Source organism: Lentzea sp. NPDC020367, from assembly GCF_044387305.1.
Classification (GTDB): Bacteria; Actinomycetota; Actinomycetes; order Mycobacteriales; family Pseudonocardiaceae; genus Lentzea.
On the sequence record NZ_JBIRVV010000032.1, the window covers coordinates 15,680 to 32,677 of the forward strand.

Consider the following 16,998-nt stretch of genomic DNA (forward strand, 5'->3'; position numbering starts at 1 on the left):
GAGCATCACGCCGTCACTCATGGGTTGTGCACCTTTCCGTGGATCACTTATTGCAACCTGATCGGGTTGACGATGTCGGCGGTCACGGTCAGCAGCGTGATGGCGCCGCCGATGAAGATGACCACGTAGGTGAGCGGCAACAGGCGCATGTAGTTGACCGGGGCGCCGGCGGGCTTCCCGCGCAGCTTCCTCAACCAGTCTCGCACCCGTTCGTACAGGTTGACGGCGATGTGACCACCGTCAAGGGGGAGCAACGGCAGGAGGTTGAACACACCGACGAAGAAGTTCAGGCCCGCCAGCATGAGGATGAAGAACGCCCACAGGCCTCGCTCCGCGGCGTCACCACCGAGGCGCGACGCGCCCACGACGGAGATCGGGGTGTCGAGGTCGCGCTCGCCGCCGCCGATGGCCTTGACCACGGCCGGGATGCGCTCCGGGAAGCGCATGAGGCCCTTCCAGGTGTTCACGAACATGTCGCCGGTGAACGCCAGGGACGCCGGGACCGCCGCGAGCGGGCTGTACTCGAAGTTCTGCTGCCAGGTGACGCCGATGGCGCCGACCTCCTTGACCTCGCGGCCGCCCTTGCCGTCCGTCACCTCGCGGGTGACCTTCGGCACGTTCACCGTGAGCGCCAGCTCCTTGCCGTCGCGCAGGACCTTGAACTCGGTCGGGCCGCTCAGGTCACGGGTGATCTTGAGCATCTCGGACCAGGTCGAGATCGGCTTGCCCGCGATGGACGTGACCTCGTCGCCGGGCTGCAGGCCCGCGTCCTTGGCCGGAGCCGGGGCACCGGGCTGGCACGGCGCGGTGAGGCCCACGGTGTGGTTCTGCACGCACGGCGTGATCTCGGCGAGAACCGGCAGGTCCTTGTTGTTCGGCAGGCCGAGCGACATCGCGAGGATCAGCAGGATGACGAAGCCGAGGATGAAGTGCGTGATCGAGCCGGCGGACAGCACGACGACGCGCTTCCACACCTTCTGGTTGTAGAAGGCGCGCTTGCGGTCGTCCGGGTGCACCTCGTCCAGCGCCGTCATGCCGGTGATCTCGCAGAAGCCACCGGCGGGGATCGCCTTCAGGCCGTACTCGGTCTCGCCCTTGCGGAACGAGAAGAGCTTCGGGCCGAAGCCGATGAAGTAGCGGGTGACCTTCATGCCGAAGGCCTTCGCGGTCAGCAGGTGCCCGAACTCGTGCAGCGCGATGGACACCGCGATGCCGGTCGCGAACAGCAGCACCCCGAGGATGTTGATGAATGTGTTCACGGAAAGCTCAGTTCCTTCCAACCAGCTCGCGGGCACGTGCGCGTGCCCAGTCCTCGGCGGCCAGGACCTCCGCGACGTCCGCGGGGTCGTTCTGCCAGTCATTCGCCTCGCCGAGAACCTGGCCGATGGTGTCCACGATCGACAGGAACGACGTGTCGCCGGCGACGAAGGAGGCGAGTGCCTCCTCGTTCGCGGCGTTGTAGATCGCAGGCAGGCAACCACCGGTGGTGCCTGCCTGCCGCGCGAGCTCGACCGCCGGGAACGTGACGCTGTCCAGGGGTTCGAACGTCCACGAGGTGGCGGTGTCAAAGGTACAGGCGGACGCGGCACCCGCGACGCGCTCGGGCCACCCCAGCCCCAGCGAGATCGGCAGCCGCATGTCCGGAGGCGACGCCTGCGCGAGCGTCGAGCCGTCCGTGAAGGTGACCATGGAGTGGATGATGGACTGAGGGTGCACCACCACGTCGACCCGGTCGTAGGGGACCCCGAACAGCAGGTGCGCCTCGATCAGCTCCAGGCCCTTGTTGACCAGGTTCGCCGAGTTGATCGTGACGACCTGCCCCATCGACCAGGTCGGGTGCGCCATCGCCTGCTGCACGGTGATGGCCTCGAGCTCGCCCCGCGTCTTCCCGCGAAACGGCCCGCCGGACGCCGTGAGCACCAGCTTGTGCACCTCGTTCTGAGTGCCACCGCGCAGGCACTGCGCGAGCGCCGAGTGCTCGGAGTCGACCGGCACGATCTGGTCGGGCTTGGCCGCCTTCAGCACGAGCGCCCCGCCCGCGATGAGCGACTCCTTGTTCGCGAGCGCGAGCACGGCCCCGGTCTCCAGCGCCTTGAGCGACGGCTCAAGCCCCCTGGACCCGTCCATGCCGTTGAGGACGACGTCCGCCGGCGCCGCCTCGATCAGGTCGACCATGCTGGTCAGCGTCCTGACACCGGGCACCTCGGCGCCGTTGGCCACGGCGACCGTCTTCACGTCGAACTCCGCCGCCTGCTCCTTGAGCAGGTCGAGCTGACGTCCACCCGCGCCGAGTCCGACGACCTTGAAGCGGTCGCGGTTGCGCCGGATGACGTCGAGCGCCTGGGTGCCGACAGAGCCGGTCGAGCCCAGGATCAGGACAGTGCGTGGAGTACTCATCGCCCCTCATTGTTCCGGAGAGTGCCTGAGAGCCCGGCACAGCCCGCTACTTTGATAACGGAGCGGTCTTGAAGGTGTGAAGTCGCCAGTTCGAGGGCATTCCTCCGACGTCAAGTCGTTGGAAGGAGACTCTCCGTGGGCATCCTCGGATGGATCGTGCTCGGTCTGCTTGCCGGAGCCATTGCCAAGGCCATCATGCCGGGCAAGGACCCGGGCGGAATCATCATCACGATGCTGATCGGCATCGTCGGCGCGATCTTGGGCGGATTCATCGGATCTGCGGTGTTCGGGACCGATCTGGGCTCGTTCTTCGATCTCCGGACCTGGCTGCTGGCCATCGTCGGATCGTTGGTCCTGCTGGGCATCTACCGCCTGGTGACGGGTCGACGCAGTCACGCTTAGCCGTACTGACGTTTGAGGCCGTTCGGGTGACGCCCGAACGGCCTTTTCGTTTGTGGTAGGTCAGGTGGCGATGCCCGCATCCCGTGCCAGCAGCGCTGCCTGCACCCGGTTCGTCAGCCCCAGCTTGGCCAGCAACCGCGACACGTAAGTCTTCACCGTCGCCTCCGACATGTGCAGCTTCGCGCCGACGTCGGCGTTCGACATGCCCTGCCCGAGCAGCGCCAGCACCTCGACCTCGCGGTCGGTCAGCCCCTCGACGGCCTTCTGGGCCTCCTGCCGCTTCGGCTGGCCGGAGGTCGCCACCATGCCGACGACGCGTGAGGTGACCATCGGCGAGAGGTACGCCTCGCCGTTGTTGACGGCACGCACGGCCCGGAGCAGTTCCTCGGGTGCCGAGTCCTTTAACAAGAAACCGGCGGCACCATCGGACAGCGCGCGCACGATGTTGTCGTCCTCGCCGAACGTCGTCAGCATGACGACGCGCACGGACGGTGCGACGACGCGCAGTTCCTTGGCGCACGCGAGGCCGTCCATGCGTGGCATGCGGATGTCGAGCACGGCCACGTCGACGCGGCGCTCGCGGACGATCTGCAACGCCTCGCGGCCGTCGCCTGCCTCCGCCACGAGCTCGATGTCGTCGGCGGTGCCGAGGATGGCCTTGATGCCGGCGCGCATCAGCGGCTCGTCGTCGGCGATGAGCACCCGGATCATTGACCTGTCCTCTGCACGTGGATCTTCTTCTCGACCAGCTTGCCGTCTCGGAAGCAGAAACGCACCACCCTGGTGCCCTTCGCGAGGTACGACTGCTCGTCGGTGATGTGGTAGACGCAGCGCGCGCCTGGCGGTTCGGGGCCGGCCTGCGACTTGCGTTCGCCGTCCGCCACCAGGGGTTCGTCGCCGGCCGGGAGCAACGCGAGCACGTCGGCCTCGGACTGGCCCTCCTGGATCCGGTCGAGGTTCTCCTGCGACACGACCTCGGTCACCGGCTGCGCGCCGAGGTAGGTGAAGCCGCCGATGATGGTCGTCAGCACCAGGGACGCGCCCGCGATGGAGCCGACGCCCGCCCACTTGCGGATGCCGCGCGGCGACTCGGTCTCGTCCTGCTCGTCCTCGGGCTCGTCCGGGAGCGGCGTCTCCTCGTACGGCAGCACGGCGGCGATCCGGAAGCCACCGGACGGCAGCGCGCCGACGTGCAGGATTCCGCCGGCCACGCGGACGCGTTCGGTGAGGCCGATCAGGCCGACGCCCGGCTCCTGGACCGGGGAGCCGTTGCGCGACGGGTTGTTCCGCACCTCCACGACCAGGGCGTCCGGCTCGTACTTCACCGTCACCTGCACCGCAGCACCTGGCGCGTGCTTGGCGGCGTTGGTCAGGCCCTCCTGCGCCACGCGATAGGCGGCGTGAGAGACACGTGACGGCAACGGGTGTGCCTGCCCGCCGCGCACCAGACTGACCAGAACACCGGCCTTGCGCGCGTCGCTCACCAACGAGTCGATGGACTCCGCGGTCCGTGTCGCGGGGTCGTCGTCGGGACCGTCTTCTGCCCGCAGCACGCCGATGATCGACCGCAGCTCCCCCATGCCGGTCAGCGCGGCCGAGCGCAGCACCCCGATCGCCTCGCGCTGCTTGTCCCCCAGCGACGGGTCCAGCGCCAGCGCGCCGGCGTGCACGGAGATCAGCGACAGCCGGTGGCCGAGGCTGTCGTGCATGTCCTGGGCGATGCGGCTGCGTTCGCGCAGACGGACCTGCCGCGACAGCATCTTGTGCTCGCCGCGCATGCGGGCCTCGCGGTCCTGCATGGCCTGGATCAGCGCCTCGCGTTGCGCCAAATATCGCCCGACGAGGAACGGCAGGGCCACGCCCACGCCGAAGATCGTGACCAGGATCAGCATCCCGTAGACGGGTTCGATGTCGAGCGGCCGGGAGTCCCAGTCCCACAGCAGCACGACGACGATGAACGTGAGCGTGGTCGACACGACCGCCTTGACCCACGACTCGAGCCGGCGGCCGGCCGTGTAGCTCAGCACGACCATGATCGCCGGTCCGAGGAACGGGATCGCCGCGCCGGCGATCATGGCCGTCGCCGGGAACAGATGCCGCAACGGCAGCAGCACGACGTAGACGGCGGCGTACGCGACGATCGTCCAGCCCGTCGCCTTCGCCTCGGCCCACGGCCCCGGCCACACGTCCAGCAGGATCGCGCCGACCACGACGAGCAGGTCGCCGATGAGCCGCACCGGCGTCAGCGCCCGGAACCGGGCCAGGGTGTCGGCGCGGAACGCCTCGGCCCTGGTCCGCACAGCAGTAATCACGCTCTCAAGCTACGAGACGTCCCACGTCCGCGCGGCACGCTGGAGTATCGAATTCACACGACGAAAGTTGACGCGGCGGTCGATCCAGGTCGCGTGGAACCCCTTAGACGAGGTTCGAAGGACCCGTTCCACCCATGATCGTCTCGGCATGCTCCGCCCCCTGCACATCAATCTCAGGGGGAAACATGAGAAAAGCGTTGTGTGTGCTGTTCGCCGCCGCCTTGGCGCTGATGACGTTGCTGGGGACGACGTCAGCAGCGGTCGCGAAGCCGGCCGAGATCAACCTGAGCGGTCCGGCGGAGGTGGGCGCGCCGGTGCCCGACGTCTCGGCTCAGGCCTTGTCGTGCGGCAGCGGCAACATGTGCGCGTGGCCGGTCGGTGACGGCAGCAGCAGCCGCTGCAGCTGGGGCGTCGCCGACCCCGACTGGCAGGGCGGGGACATCCGGTGTTCCTGGTCGGGTTCCCGCGCGGTGCGTGCCGTCGAGAACGCCGGGGCCAGCACGGCCTACGCCAGGGTGTGCCTGTATCCGGGCGCGAACTACACCGGGAGCGTCGCGTACTACGTCGTGCGAGGCGCGGAAGCCCCGAACTTCCCGAACGTGCTGATCCGCTCCCACAAGTGGGTCACCGGGAACACCTGCTGGTGATCTGAGGCCGAGGGCCGTCGCGGCGGTGTCCGGAATGGACGCTCGTCGCGGCGGCCCTCGGTCGCGTTCAGCGCTCCGCGGCGAGCATCCGCAGTCCCAGCGGGGTGATCAGATGCAGGGCGAAGTTCTCCTCGCGTTCGGTCGCGATGAGGCCCGCCTCGCGCAGCACGCCGGTGTGATGGCTCACCGTGGCGGGGGCGACGCCCACCAGCCTCGCCAGCCTGGTGGTGGTGCCCCCGCCGACCACCGACCGCAGGATCGACGCCCTGGTGGCGCCCAGCAGTGCGGTCAGCTGGTCACCGCCCGCGCGCCCGCCGGGCGGCAGGCGGGACTCGGTCCGGATCGGGAAGACCAGCGCCGGCGGATCGGCCAGGGCCACCGGGTGGTGCGGGGCGAAATAACAGGGGATCAACGTGAGACCCCGTCCGTCGAGACGCAGGACCCGGTCGTGCGGGTGGTCGACGGACAGCACGGGCGGATGCCAGCGGGTCGCGGCCCCGAGCGTGCTCAGCAGTCCTTCCGGGCCGCGGTGCAGGTACTGGTGGATCCTGACCGCCGCGTCGGTGCACAGCCCGCCCTCGATGATCGGCAGGTACGGCTCGATCGCGCGGCTGCGGTAGACCCGCAAAGCCTGGCGCACAGCGCTCTGGTCGACGCGGGACAGATCTTCGAGCAGGGTGTGCAGCGCGCTCCGCAGGTCCCGGTCGTGTGCGGCGAGCGCGCGCACGTGGCGACGCCACGGACCGAAGCACAGAGCGCCCTCACCGTGTTGCAGGACCTGGACGCTGCCGGCGATCTCCCACATCAGGTCGGTTTCCAGTTTCAACCGCGTGTGCGCGACGTCCCGATCAGTGAAATGGATGTGCAGCTGCGGCACTTCGTCCTCCCCCAAGGAACTGGCCTCCACTGGAGAAGTCGTCCGCGCCGAGGCGGAGATACAGCCCTGGCGGTAAGTTAGGCCAGCCGAGCGACAGCCCCCGCCTTGCGAGCGCGCCACGACGCGACCAGCACGCCGATGATCAAAAGCAGTGCCGTCGCCGTCACCATCAACGTCGACAGCGCCACGATCTCCGGTGAGATCCCGCGCTTCGACGCCTGCGCGTAGACGAACACCGGCAACGTCGTCGATCCGACGCCGGTCAGGTACGACGAGATCACCACGTCGTCGAACGACAGGAGGAACGCGAACGCCGCCCCCGCCACCACCGCGGGCGCCACCAGCGGCAGCGTCACGGTCCGGAAGGCCACGAACGGCGACGCCCCGAGGTCGGCCGCGGCCTCCTCCATCCGAGCGTCCATTCCGGACACCCGTGACCGCACCACCACGACGACGAAGCTCAGTGAGAACGCCACGTGCGCGAACAACAGCGCACCGAACCCGAGTGGAATCCCGGCGAGCCGCACGAAGAACCCCAGCATCGCCACGCCCATGACGACCTCGGGCACCACCAACGGCAGCGACAGCAGGACCGTCCACAGCCCACGGCCGGGAAACGCGCGGCGCAGCCCGAACGCCGCCAGCGTCCCGATCACCGTGGAGATCGCCGCCGACGCCAGCGCCAGTTGCAAAGTCAGTTGCAACGACGCGAAGACGCGCGTGTCGTCGAGCAGTTCCGCGTACCACTGCAACGAGAACCCGCTGATCCGCGACAACGAGCGCGACGAGTTGAACGACGCGATGGCGAGCCACGCGATCGGTGCGTACAAGAACAGGAAGACCAGGGCCACGACAGCGCCGAGCGCCCACGGACGACGGTTCACAGCACGTCCTCCCCACGCCGTCCGCGCAGCACGAGCACGAACACCACCAGCACGAGCAGCAGCACGGCCATCGCCGAACCCAGCGGCCAGTTGTTGCCGCCGCGGAACTGGTCGTCGATCACCGACCCGAACGTCGACTGCTCGACCCCGCCGAGCAGCTTCGGCGTCACGAAGTCACCGGCCGCGGGCACCAGCACCAGCAGCGACCCGGCCAGCACACCGCTCAGAACCCCCGGCAGCACCACGCGGAAGAACGTCGACACGCGCCCGTGCCCAAGGTCGTACGACGCCTCCATCAACCGCACGTCGAACCGCTCGCACGCCACGTACAGCGGCAACACCATGAACGGCAGAAAGCCGTACGTCAGGCCGAGAACCACCGCTCCGTGCGTGAGCAGGAATCCACCGTCACGGTCCAGCCCGACCCACCCGAGCACGGTGTTCACGAGCCCTTCGCCGTCCAGCAGCGCCTTCCACGCGTAGATCCGCGCGAGGTAGCTCGACCAGAACGGGATCAGCACCGCCGCGAGCAACGCCGTGCGGTACCTGCCGCCGTGTCGCGCGATGAACCACGCCAGCGGGAAACCGAGCAGCAGACAGGCGACCGTCGTGGCGCCGGCGTAGAGCAGGGTCCGCCCGAAGATCGGCAGGAACGCCGGGTCCAGCGCCGTCAGGTACGCCTGCGTCGTCCACGGCAGCACCGCGCGGGCGACCCCGGTGTTGCGGGTCGCGAAGCTGAACTCGACGACCACGACGAGCGGCGCGATCAGGAAGAACCCCAGCCAGAGCCCGGTCGGGGTGAGGAGGGCGTTGGCCTTCAGCCAGCGTCGAAGCACGAGCGCACATCCTGCCATGCGAACATCCGTGTACCGTTGTGAACATGAGTGTTCACCTGCTGCAGACGGCGACATCCGTGCTGCTCAAGGACCCGACCGCGTCCCTGGGCGACGTGGCGCGGGCCGCCGGTGTCGGCAGGACCACACTCCACAAGCGCTTTCCCACCCGGACGGCACTGGTCCGCGCCCTCGCGAGCGACGCGCTGGACCTGATCGACTCGGTGGCGTGCCACGTCGACTTCGACGGCGACGACGCACTGGAAGACCTCATGACGCGCCTGGTCGCACTAGGCCCGCGAGTGGAGTTCCTGCTCCGCTTCCCCGGCCTCGACCGCGACGAGGAACTGGCGGCCCGCATCCGTGCGATGGACCGGCCCGTACTCGACCTGATCACCCGGCTGCAGGGCACCAAGCTGCGCCGCGACCTGCCCGCGTGGTGGATCCTCAACACCCTCTACGCCGGGCTCTTCAACGCCTGGGAGGCGATCAGCGACGGCCGTCTCGCGCCGCTGGACGCTCCCCGGTTCGTGCTGTCCACGGTGTTCGAGGGGGTAAGTGATGTTCGAGCAGCTGACCGGACATGAGGACCCGCATCCGGTCTACGAGCGGCTGCGCGCACTCGGGCCGCTGAGCGGGGACGGTGGCAACTGGGTCACGACGAGCCACCCGGTGGCCAACACGATCCTGCGCGACCGGCGGTTCGGCATGCGGTACTCCGACGGGAGCCGTCCGGCCAACGGCAGCCTGCTGGCCGAGTCGTTCCTGGAACTCGACCCGCCGGACCACACCCGGCTGCGCAGGATCGCGACGCCGGCGTTCAGCCCGAAGAAGATCGACGAGTACCGCACGCGCGTCGAGAAGGTCGCCGACGCGCTGCTCGACCGCGACGAGTTCGACCTGATCGAGGACTTCGCGGCGCCGCTGCCGATCTCGGTGATCAGCGACCTGCTGGGCATCCCGGACGCCGACACGGCCGAGTTCGCGGACTACGGCGCGCTCGTCGCCGCGTCGATCGACAGCGGCGTCACCGCGGACATGGCCGACGCCAACGACAAGGTGCTCGAACTGTTCGACCGGCTCATCGCGCAACGCCGCCGGACGCCGGGTGACGACGTGATCAGTTCCCTGGTCGCAGCCGAGGCCGAGAAGAGGCTCACCCCGCAGGAAATGCTCAGCACGCTGGTGTTGCTGCTGGTCGCGGGCTTCGAGACCACGGTCAACCTGATCGGCAACGGCACGCGCGCGCTGCTCGACCACCCGTCGCAGTGGAAGCTCTTCAAGGCCAACCCGGAACTGGCGTCCGCCGTGGTCGAGGAGACGCTGCGCTGGGCGCCGCCGGTGCAGATGACCAGCAGGATTGCGCACGAGCGGGTCCACCGGATCGGCAAGGACGAGGTCGTGACGCTGCTGATCGCCGCCGCGAACCGCGACCCGGAGGTCTACCCGGAGCCGCACAAGTTCGACGTGATGCGCGTGCACAAGCCCGAGCACCTGGCGTTCTCCAGCGGCATCCACTACTGCCTGGGCGCGACGCTCGCGCGCATGGAGGGCGAGGTGGCGTTCCGCGCGCTGGCCCGCCGGATGCCGGACCTGCGGCAGACGGGCCCGGTGGTGTTCCGCGACTCGGTGGTGATCCGCGGGATGAAGTCGTTCCCCGTCAGCCGGTCTTGACCTTCGTCCAGGCGTCGGCGTAGAGCGCTTCGGCGTCTCCGCCGAGGTCCTTGGTGAACGGGAGCTTCCTCAGCTGGTCCTCCGGCGGGTAGACCACCGGGTCGTTCAGCAGTTCCTTGTCGATCAACGGCTTCGCGGCGGCGTTGGGGCTGCCGTACCGGACGGCGTTGGACAGCGCCGCGCCCGCTTCCGCGCCGAGGACGTAGTCGATGAACCGGTGCGCGTTCGCGGCGTGCGGCGCGTCCTTCGGGATGACGAGCAAGTCCACGTAGGACAGTCCGCCCTCCGTCGGGATGGCGTACCCGATGTCGTCGTTGGTGGCACGCGCCTGGAACGCGTCACCGGAGTACGACTGCGCGAGCCGCACCTGGCCCGAGGTCAGCGGTTCGATCACGTCGGAGGTGATCTGGCCGAGCTTCTTCTTCAACGACAGCAGGAAGTTCGCCGCGTCGTCGATCTGCTTCGCGTCAGTGGTGTTCGGGTCGTGGCCGAGCTTGAGCAGACCGATCGCCATGCCGTCGCGGGCCTCGTCGAGGATCGAGCTGCGGCCCTGCGCGTTCGGCAGGTCGAAGGCGTCGAACCCGGTGACGTCGCCGCCGATCTGCGACTTCGAGTACGCCAGGCCCGTGGTGCCCCAGGCCCACGGCACGGAGTACCGGTTGCCCGGGTCGTACTCGGCCTCGGCGAACCGCGGCTCCAGGTTGCGCAGGTTGCCGAGCGCGTCGTGGTCCAGCGGCTGGAGCAGGCCGGACCGCAGGAACCGGCGCAGGAAGTTGTCGCTCGGCACCACCAGGTCGTAGCCCGCCTGGCCGGACGCGATCTTGGCTTCCATCTCGTCGTTGGTGGAGAAGTTGTCGTACGTGACCTCGATGCCGCTCACCGCCGTGAAGCCCGGCAACGTCTCCGGCGCGATGTAGTCGGTCCAGTTGTAGAAGTTGAGCTTGGGCTCGTCGGTCAGGTTGACCGCCCTGCCCTCGCTCGGACCGCCGGTGTTCGTGGGCGCGGGGCCGACCGCGCAGGCGGCGAGCGCGAAGAACGCCATCGAGCCCAGCATCGTGCGGCGGGTCACCCGAGGGCTGTCGACGTCCCACAGCCGGGCGATCCGGACCTGCTCAGCCATCCTTCTGCTCCAGCAGCACGGTGAACTCGGGGTCCCAGGCCATCCGCACGGTCTGGCCGGGCGCGCCCGCGTCGTCGATGCGCTGGGCGTTCTGCACGAACGCCGTGAGCACGCCACCAGGGGTGTCGACCACGAACTGCGTGGACACGCCCGTGTAGACGACGTCCTGAACGACGCCCTGGAGCACGCACCAGCCCGTCGGCGGCTCGGCGGTCTCGTTGAACAGGTGCACCTTCTCCGGCCGCACGGTCGCGGCGACCTTCTTGCCGTGGCTGATGCTGCCGGAGAACTTGGCGCGCAGGTTCGTGGCGCCGGGAGCCGTGAGCGCGGCGAACTCACCGTCCACACCGGACACCTCGGCGTCCAGGATGTTGGACGTGCCGATGAACCCGGCGACGAACCGGGTCGCGGGCCGTTCGTAGACGTCCTCGGGGTAACCGACCTGCTCGATCTTGCCCGCGTTCATCACGGCGACGCGGTGCGAGAGGACCAGTGCCTCTTCCTGGTCGTGCGTGACGTAGAGGAACGTCGTGCCGACCTCGCGCTGGATGCGCATCAGCTCGATCTGCAACTCCTTGCGGAGCTTGGCGTCCAGCGCGCCGAGCGGTTCGTCCAGCAGAAGCAGCTGCGGACCGGCGGCGAGCGCACGGGCGATGGCGACGCGCTGCTGCTGCCCGCCAGAGAGCTGCGTGGGCCTGCGCTTGGCGAACTGCGACAACCGCACGAGTTCGAGGTGCTCGCCGACGCGTTTCTTCAGCTCGTCGCCGCGGAGCTTCTTGCGCTTGAGGCCGTACGCGACGTTGTCCCACACCGACATGTGCGGGAACAGCGCGTACGACTGGAAGACGGTGTTGACGTCCCGCCGATAGGGAGGGACGCCGACCATGTCGTTGCCGTCGAGCTCGATGCGGCCCTCGTCGGGGTCGACGAAACCGGCGATCATGCGCAGGACCGTGGTCTTGCCGCAGCCCGACGGGCCGAGCACCGAGAAGAACTCGCCCTCGTGGACGTTCAGCGAAACGCCGTCGACCGCCACCTGGTCGGAGAAGCGCTTGCGCACACCGTGGAGACCGATCTCGACGGGGGCGAACGTGTCCGGGGTGGAGGCCTCGGCGGGAGAGAAGCCGGTCAAGTCGAGGCGCCTTCGCAAGATCGAACGGGTAGGCCTCGAAGAGCCTAAACCCGTCCGACCTCGCTCGTCAGTCGTGCGCGCGCGACCTCACACCTCCGTGCTCGTCGTCATGTGCGACGATGACCTCGTAATCCGGATGAGCAGTGGAGGAAACCGTGGCTACGTCCTCGGAACTGGACAAGCGTCCTGCCGTCGACCCTCACGAGGAACCGTCGCACGAGTGGGGCTGGCACGGCACGTTCCCCAAGGGCACCCGCATCGCGGGCTGGCTCTCGGCGGGCTTCTGCTTCCTGATGCTGATCGGCAACCACCACGGTAAGACCGAGAACATCTTCCTCATCGCCACCGGCGTCACGATCATCGCGTTCCTGGTGTGGGACACGGCTCGCCGCCGCACGTCCTGGCGCCGCTAGAGCGTCTCGAGCACGATCTTGCCCTGGGTGCGGCCCGTCTCGCCCAGGGCATGTGCTTTTCCGGCGTCTTCCAGGGGGAACGTCGCGTCGACGTGCACCTCGAGCTCGCCCGACTCGACCAGCGCCGCGATCGCCTCCAGACCCGCGCGGTCGGGTTCGACCAGGATCGGGCTGGTCCTGATGTCGTCGCGCATCGGCCTGTCCACTCCGGACGGCACACCGACGAACAACCCACCGGGCCGCACCGACTGCGGTGACGAGCCGCCGACGAGGTCGACGAACACGTCGACGTCAGTCCCGGCGTAGTCGCCCACCGTGTAGTCGATCACCTCGTCGGCGCCGATCTCCTTCAGGAACGCGTGCTTGGGCTCACGCGCGGTGCCGATGACGTACGCGCCGCGCGCCTTCGCGATCTGGACCGCGAGGTGGCCGACGCCGCCGCCCGCGGCCGTGATCAGCACCTTCTGCCCCGGCTGCACGTCCGCCGTGTCGACGAGGATCTGCCACGCGGTGAGCGCGGCCAGCGGGAGTGCGGCCGCCTCGACGTGGGTGAGGCTCTTCGGCTTCTTCGCGAAGTGGCGGGACGGCGCGGTGACGTACTCGGCGTAGGCGCTCGCGGCGCGCGGGAACCACGGCATGCCGTAGACCTCGTCGCCGGGCTTGAGGGTCGTGACGCCGAAACCGACCTCCTCGACCACACCGGAGACGTCCCAGCCGTTGATGAACGGGAAGGTCTGCATCCCGGCCATGCCGCTGCCGGCGCGGGTCTTCCAGTCGACCGGGTTGACGCCGGCGGCGTGCACCCTGACCAGGACCTCCGTCGGAAGCGGCGCGGGCTTGGGCACGTCGCCGAGGGTGAGAGGGCCGCCGAACTCGTTCTGGATGATCGCTCGCATGCTGTCAAGCATGGGAGAGTTGGTCACTCTTCGCAATTAGGCACTATCTTGTGCACTAGGTACCTGATAGAAACTAGCTGTGATCAGGGACGTTTATCTCAAGATGTGTCCGTGCCGCGACCTGCTGGACATGGTCGCGTCGAAGTGGACGGCGCTGGTGATCGGCGACCTCGAGGACGGGCCCAAGCGGTTCGGCGAGCTCAAGCGCCGGTTGGAGGGCGTCAGCCAGAAGATGCTCACGCAGACGTTGCGCACGTTGGAGCGCGATGGGCTCGTCACGCGCACGGTCTACCCCTCGGTGCCGTTGCGCGTCGAGTACGAACTGACCGAGCTCGGGCGCAGCGTCACCGAGCCGCTGGCCGCGCTGCGGTTGTGGGCGCAGAAGAACTACGAGTCCGTGGCCGAGGCGCGCGAGACGTTCGACAGTTCCGAACCCCTCGGCCTGGAGCCCGCCACTAGCCGGTGACGACCCAGCCGTAGGACCACTCCGTCTTCTGCCCCTCGCACTTCGGGTCGAGCGAGTCGAAGTGCGCGCCCTCGAAGATGCAGCGGTACAGCTGCAACGCGGGAACGTCGGCCGGCCTGTCGTTGAAGACGTAGCCGAGGTCCCAGAGCTTGTCGTGCCCTTCGCAGTCCGGCCACGGTGACGTCATGTGGTCGCCCGAGCCCTTCACGCGGCACGCGACCAGCGGTTTGGTCCCCGGTTCCGGGTTCACCAGCAGCCTGCCGAGCCCTCCGGTGTTCTCGGCGGTGAACCCCGCGGGAGGCCCCGCGCCCGGCACTCCGCTGAAGTGGAACGGCGTGCCCTGCTTGATGTAGCGGGTGATCGCGACCGTCTTGCGCTCCGGCTTCGGCTGCGTCGTCTGCGGAGGCGGGGCCTGCGCCTGGGTCGACTTCGGGGCGCTCGACGGCGCGGAGCTCGACACCTGGCTGCTGCTCGGGGCGGCGGAACTGCTGCTCGGCGCCTCGCTCGACGACGAGGCCGTGGTGGTCGTCGCGCCGATGTTCTGCTGGGCGGCGGCGATCCCCTTCTGGGCATCGGGTTTGAGCAGGAACACGGCGACGAGCGCGATCACCACGAGCACGGCCGCGGCACCGGCGAACACACCGATCTTCTTGCGGGACTTGGGTTTCTCGTCCCAGTCCGCGTGCGTCGGTGTGTTCGGCGTGACGTAGCTCGTGACCGGTTCGATGACGACGGTCTGCTCGGACGGCGTCAGCGGCTTGACCGTGGTGGTGGCACCGCTGAGTCGTTCCCGCAGTTGGGCCGCCGTGAGCCTGCGGGTGTCGTCCTGGCTGAGCAGGGCCATGATCGTGTCGGCGAGCGGGCCCCTGGTCCGGTGCAGGACCGGCTCCTCGTACATGATCGCGTGCATGGTGGCCGCGGTCGTGTCGCGCTGGAACGGCGAGCGGCCCTCGATCGCGTGGAACATGGTGGCGCCCAACGCCCACAGGTCGCTCGCCGGTGACGGCTGCTTGCCCGCGAACAACTCCGGCGCCATGTAGCCGGGTGAACCCATGATGCCGCCGGTCGCGGTCAGTCCCGGATCGTCCATCGCGCGGGCGATGCCGAAGTCGGCGAGCTTCACGCGTCCGTCGGGCAGCACCATGATGTTGCTGGGCTTGACGTCCCGGTGCACGATGCCCGCCGCGTGCGCCGCTTCGAGCGCGTTGAGCGTCTGCAGACCGATGTCCGCGACCTCGTCCTCGGTGAGGGACCTGCGGGTCATGACCTCGGAGAGCGTGGGCGCCTCGACGAGCTCCATGACCAGGTACGTCGCGCCGTGCTCGACGATGACGTCGTAGATGCCGACGACGTTCGGGCTGTTCAGGCGCCCTGCCGTGCGGGCCTCCCGCAGCACCCGCTCGGTCTCGGTGGTCCGCAGCTCCTTGAGCGCGACCTGCCGTCCGATGACCCGGTCCTCGGCGAGCCAGACGACCCCCATGCCGCCCCGGCCCAGCTCTCTGAGCGTCGCGTATCTGCCCGCGACCAGCCTTGTCTCTTCCCCCACGAGCCCGCATGGTAGCCGGACGCCCGTGCCGACCGGTTTCCTGTCCGGTTCTGTCCGCTGACAGTGCGTGCCGGGTTCGCTACCGTTCGAGATGGTCTAGACCGCTTCCCTGTCATCGCGTTGAAGGCGGTCTCTCTCATGTCTTTTGGCGTGTTGCTCGTGGCGTTGTCCCTGCTCAGTCCCATCGTGGACGACCTGCCGGACGAGTTCCGGCAGCCTTCCCCCGGTTTTTCGGTCCAGTCCGTCGTGTGTGACGGCGACGGCGTGAGCGGCAAGCGCGTTCAGGCCGTGTACGTGCGCGGCGACCAGTCCGCGGACCGGTATTCGCAGCTCGTGGGTCAGTTCCAGACGTTCGCCGACCAGATCGACAACTCGTTCGTCGAGGCCGCTTCACGCCTGGGCGGCGGCGTTCGGCACGTGCGTTTCGTGACGCAGGCCGACTGCCGCGCGAAGGTGGACAACGTTGTCGTCCCTCAGTCGGCGATGTCCTCCCCTTCGGCCGTCGCGGATCAACTGGCTGCTCGTGGCTACAACCGCACTGATCGCAAGTACCTGTTCTGGCACGACTCCGACGGCTGCGGCGTGGCGTGGGGCGCGCCGGGCGACGACCGGCCCGGCGCCGAGAACGGCTACAACTCCGGACCTTCTTACGCCGCAGTGGGAACGGGCTGCTGGACGTGGCAGGCCAGTGGCCACGAACTGCTGCACACGCTGGGCGCCGTGCAGCGTTCGGCACCGCACTCCACGGCGTTCGGTCACTGCTGGGACGACCAGGACATCATGTGTTACAACGACGGCGGCATCCCGAACCCGCCCGGCGGCCTGGTGAACGTCTGCCCCGGCGCACCCGAGAACCAGCTCGACTGCGGCGGTGACGACTACTTCCACACCAACCCCGCTTCTGGTTCCTACCTGGCGACGCACTGGAACGTGGCGCGCAGCCAGTTCCTGACCTCGTCGGGGTCCGGCGCGATCGTCGGCATCGGCGGAAAGTGCGTCGACATCAGCAACTCCGGCACCGCCGACGGCACCGCGATCCAGCTGTGGGGCTGCAACGGCAGTGGCGCCCAGCAGTGGTCGCGCGTCGGGGACACGTTGCGCGCCTTGGGAAAGTGCATGGACGTCAACGGGTCCGGCGTTGCGGACGGGACGGTCGTGCACCTGTGGACGTGCAACGGAACCGGGGCGCAGGTGTGGTCACGCGTCGGCACCACGTTGCGCAACCCGCAGTCCGGCAAGTGCCTCGACGCGGTCGGCAACTCCTCCGCTGACGGCACGAAGCTGAACATCTGGACGTGCACGGGCGGCGCGAACCAGAACTGGCAGCTGTAGATGTGTCGGCCCCCGCTTGTGTCTGAGTGGGGGCCTTTCTCACTCTCCGGGCGCAGTTGCAGGTATG

Annotated in this window: 18 protein-coding genes; 7 read left to right on the plus strand and 11 right to left on the minus strand. The window is 68.5% G+C overall.

Going from position 1 to position 16,998, the window contains the following annotated elements; all coding sequences use genetic code 11:
* Window positions 1-47: 47 nt before the first annotated feature.
* Entirely contained in the window at window positions 48-1,259 is a 1,212-nt protein-coding gene (locus tag ACH413_RS47530) for a site-2 protease family protein (RefSeq protein ID WP_360047312.1), read from the minus strand.
* 7 nt (window positions 1,260-1,266) lie between these two features.
* Entirely contained in the window at window positions 1,267-2,397 is a 1,131-nt protein-coding gene (gene dxr / locus ACH413_RS47535; RefSeq protein WP_360047313.1) for a 1-deoxy-D-xylulose-5-phosphate reductoisomerase, read from the minus strand.
* Between the two features lie 135 nt (window positions 2,398-2,532).
* Here dxr and ACH413_RS47540 point away from each other — a divergent pair, with 135 nt between their 5' ends.
* The gene (locus ACH413_RS47540; protein WP_360047314.1) at window positions 2,533-2,799 is read left to right on the plus strand and encodes a GlsB/YeaQ/YmgE family stress response membrane protein; all 267 of its coding nucleotides are present in this window, start codon (window positions 2,533-2,535) and stop codon (window positions 2,797-2,799) included.
* Window positions 2,800-2,859: 60 nt separating this feature from the next.
* Here ACH413_RS47540 and ACH413_RS47545 read toward each other — a convergent pair whose 3' ends face one another.
* Together ACH413_RS47545 and ACH413_RS47550 are read right to left on the minus strand one after the other, a co-directional pair.
* Window positions 2,860-3,510, minus strand: coding sequence for a response regulator transcription factor (locus ACH413_RS47545; RefSeq protein ID WP_030479625.1), 651 nt, complete (start codon window positions 3,508-3,510; stop codon window positions 2,860-2,862).
* The gene (locus tag ACH413_RS47550) at window positions 3,507-5,111 is read right to left on the minus strand and encodes a histidine kinase (RefSeq protein WP_360047315.1); all 1,605 of its coding nucleotides are present in this window, start codon (window positions 5,109-5,111) and stop codon (window positions 3,507-3,509) included. Before ACH413_RS47550 ends, ACH413_RS47545 begins: the two co-directional genes overlap by 4 nt.
* Before the next feature lie 185 nt (window positions 5,112-5,296).
* Between ACH413_RS47550 and ACH413_RS47555 the strand changes: the two genes are divergently transcribed.
* Window positions 5,297-5,758 (plus strand): hypothetical protein, encoded by a 462-nt coding sequence (locus tag ACH413_RS47555; RefSeq protein ID WP_360047316.1) that lies wholly within the window; start codon window positions 5,297-5,299, stop codon window positions 5,756-5,758.
* 67 nt (window positions 5,759-5,825) lie between these two features.
* On the opposite strand, the gene ACH413_RS47560 is transcribed toward ACH413_RS47555, so the two are convergent.
* The 3 genes from ACH413_RS47560 to ACH413_RS47570 all read right to left on the minus strand — a co-directional run bounded on the left by ACH413_RS47560 (window position 5,826) and on the right by ACH413_RS47570 (window position 8,355).
* Window positions 5,826-6,635 (minus strand): winged helix-turn-helix domain-containing protein, encoded by an 810-nt coding sequence (locus ACH413_RS47560; protein ID WP_360047317.1) that lies wholly within the window; start codon window positions 6,633-6,635, stop codon window positions 5,826-5,828.
* A gap of 77 nt (window positions 6,636-6,712) precedes the next feature.
* Window positions 6,713-7,519 carry an ABC transporter permease gene (locus ACH413_RS47565; RefSeq protein ID WP_360047318.1) on the minus strand — a complete coding sequence of 269 codons (807 nt, stop codon included), beginning with the start codon at window positions 7,517-7,519 and terminating at the stop codon, window positions 6,713-6,715.
* Window positions 7,516-8,355, minus strand: coding sequence for an ABC transporter permease (locus ACH413_RS47570; protein ID WP_360047319.1), 840 nt, complete (start codon window positions 8,353-8,355; stop codon window positions 7,516-7,518). The genes ACH413_RS47565 and ACH413_RS47570 overlap by 4 nt, the downstream gene beginning before the upstream one ends.
* Window positions 8,356-8,399: 44 nt before the next feature.
* On the opposite strand from ACH413_RS47570, the gene ACH413_RS47575 reads away from it, so the two are divergent.
* Window positions 8,400-8,939: a TetR/AcrR family transcriptional regulator gene (locus tag ACH413_RS47575; protein WP_360047320.1), complete on the plus strand. Its 540-nt coding sequence runs from the start codon at window positions 8,400-8,402 to the stop codon at window positions 8,937-8,939.
* Entirely contained in the window at window positions 8,914-10,026 is a 1,113-nt protein-coding gene (locus ACH413_RS47580) for a cytochrome P450 (RefSeq protein ID WP_360047321.1), read from the plus strand. Before ACH413_RS47575 ends, ACH413_RS47580 begins: the two co-directional genes overlap by 26 nt.
* Here the strand turns inward: ACH413_RS47580 and ACH413_RS47585 are convergent.
* Together ACH413_RS47585 and ACH413_RS47590 are read right to left on the minus strand one after the other, a co-directional pair.
* Window positions 10,013-11,146, minus strand: coding sequence for a spermidine/putrescine ABC transporter substrate-binding protein (locus ACH413_RS47585; protein ID WP_360047322.1), 1,134 nt, complete (start codon window positions 11,144-11,146; stop codon window positions 10,013-10,015). The genes ACH413_RS47580 and ACH413_RS47585 overlap by 14 nt on opposite strands.
* Window positions 11,139-12,278: an ABC transporter ATP-binding protein gene (locus tag ACH413_RS47590; RefSeq protein ID WP_360047323.1), complete on the minus strand. Its 1,140-nt coding sequence runs from the start codon at window positions 12,276-12,278 to the stop codon at window positions 11,139-11,141. The genes ACH413_RS47585 and ACH413_RS47590 overlap by 8 nt, the downstream gene beginning before the upstream one ends.
* A 155-nt stretch (window positions 12,279-12,433) precedes the next feature.
* Here ACH413_RS47590 and ACH413_RS47595 point away from each other — a divergent pair, with 155 nt between their 5' ends.
* Complete coding sequence (locus tag ACH413_RS47595; RefSeq protein ID WP_360047324.1) at window positions 12,434-12,691, plus strand: DUF2631 domain-containing protein; 258 nt, start codon at window positions 12,434-12,436, stop codon at window positions 12,689-12,691.
* Here ACH413_RS47595 and ACH413_RS47600 read toward each other — a convergent pair.
* A complete protein-coding gene (locus ACH413_RS47600; RefSeq protein ID WP_360047325.1) occupies window positions 12,688-13,587 on the minus strand; it encodes an NADP-dependent oxidoreductase in 900 nt (299 codons plus the stop codon). The two genes, ACH413_RS47595 and ACH413_RS47600, sit on opposite strands and share 4 nt — an antisense overlap.
* 103 nt (window positions 13,588-13,690) lie before the next feature.
* Here ACH413_RS47600 and ACH413_RS47605 point away from each other — a divergent pair, with 103 nt between their 5' ends.
* A complete protein-coding gene (locus ACH413_RS47605; RefSeq protein ID WP_319977861.1) occupies window positions 13,691-14,053 on the plus strand; it encodes a helix-turn-helix domain-containing protein in 363 nt (120 codons plus the stop codon).
* On the opposite strand, the gene ACH413_RS47610 is transcribed toward ACH413_RS47605, so the two are convergent.
* Window positions 14,043-15,599 carry a serine/threonine-protein kinase gene (locus ACH413_RS47610; protein ID WP_360047326.1) on the minus strand — a complete coding sequence of 519 codons (1,557 nt, stop codon included), beginning with the start codon at window positions 15,597-15,599 and terminating at the stop codon, window positions 14,043-14,045. The two genes, ACH413_RS47605 and ACH413_RS47610, sit on opposite strands and share 11 nt — an antisense overlap.
* 138 nt (window positions 15,600-15,737) lie before the next feature.
* Here ACH413_RS47610 and ACH413_RS47615 point away from each other — a divergent pair, with 138 nt between their 5' ends.
* Window positions 15,738-16,931: an RICIN domain-containing protein gene (locus ACH413_RS47615; protein ID WP_360047327.1), complete on the plus strand. Its 1,194-nt coding sequence runs from the start codon at window positions 15,738-15,740 to the stop codon at window positions 16,929-16,931.
* The last annotated feature ends 67 nt before the right edge of the window (window positions 16,932-16,998 follow it).